Source organism: Streptococcus oralis (assembly GCF_023109155.1).
Lineage (GTDB): Bacteria > Bacillota > Bacilli > Lactobacillales > Streptococcaceae > Streptococcus > Streptococcus oralis_BZ.
In genome coordinates, this window is sequence record NZ_JALDUA010000015.1 from 1 (window position 1) to 1,338 (window position 1,338).

Sequence of the window (1,338 nt, forward strand, 5' to 3'; positions counted from 1 at the left end):
TCAACCGGAGCCATCAAAACCAGAAGAGCCAACATATGAGACAGAGAAACCATTGGAACCAGCTCCAGTAGCACCAAGCTACGAAAATGAGCCAACTCCACCGGTAAAAACTCCAGATCAACCAGAGCCATCAAAACCAGAAGAGCCAAATTATGATCCATTGCCAACTCCGCCGGTAGCACCAACTCCTAAGCAGTTGCCAACACCACCAGCGGTGCCAACAGTTCACTTCCATTACAATCGTCTATTTGCACAACCTCAGATTAATAAAGAAATTAAAAATGAGGGTGGAGTAGATATCGATCGTACTCTCGTTGCTAAGCAGTCTGTAGTGAAGTTTGAGTTGAAAACAGAAGCGTTGACAGCTGGTCGTCCAAAAACAACTTCGTTTGTATTGGTAGATCCACTTCCAACTGGCTATCAGTTTGATTTGGAAGCAACCAAGGCTGCAAGCAAAGGTTTTGAAACAAGCTATGATAAAGCTAGTCACACTGTAACCTTTAAGGCTACTGAGGAGACCTTGGCTGCTTTCAATGCAGATTTGACAAAATCCTTTGAGACTCTATATCCAACTGTTGTTGGTCGTGTCTTGAATGATGGGGCAACTTATACAAATAACTTTACATTGACAGTCAACGACGCCTACGGTGTTAAGTCAAACATTGTTCGTGTAACGACTCCAGGTAAACCAAATGATCCTGACAATCCAAATAACAACTACATCAAGCCTTTGAAAGTTAACAAGAACAAGCAAGGTGTAAATATTGATGGTAAAGAGGTTCTAGCTGGTTCAACGAACTACTATGAACTTACATGGGATTTGGACCAATACAAGGGAGATAAATCTTCTAAAGAAGCGATTCAAAATGGTTTCTACTATGTGGATGATTATCCAGAAGAAGCCTTAACCCTTCAACCAGAATTGGTTAAGATCCGTGATCTAGAGGGCAACCTTGTATCAGGTATCAGTGTTCAACAATTTGATAGTTTAGAAGCTGCGCCTAAGAAGGTTCAAGATCTGTTGAAGAAAGCAAACATCACTGTTAAAGGTGCTTTCCAACTCTTCTCAGCTGATAATCCAGCCGAATTCTACAAGAACTATGTAGCAGCAGGAAAATCATTGCTCATCACAGATCCGATGACAGTTAAACCTGAATTTGGTCAAACGGGTGGTAAGTATGAAAACAAAGCTTACCAAATTGATTTTGGAAATGGTTATGCTACAGAAGTAGTTGTCAACAATGTACCGAAAATCACACCTAAAAAAGATGTGACAATCAGTATGGATCCAAGCAGTGACAATATTGATGGTCAAACCATTCCGTTGAACCAGTACTT

1 protein-coding gene is annotated in these 1,338 nt (G+C 40.8%); it reads left to right on the plus strand.

The genetic code is table 11. The features are described from left to right. The coding region (locus M1F63_RS10085) for an SspB-related isopeptide-forming adhesin (RefSeq protein WP_345772918.1) at positions 1-1,338 on the plus strand (1,338 nt) is incomplete at both ends.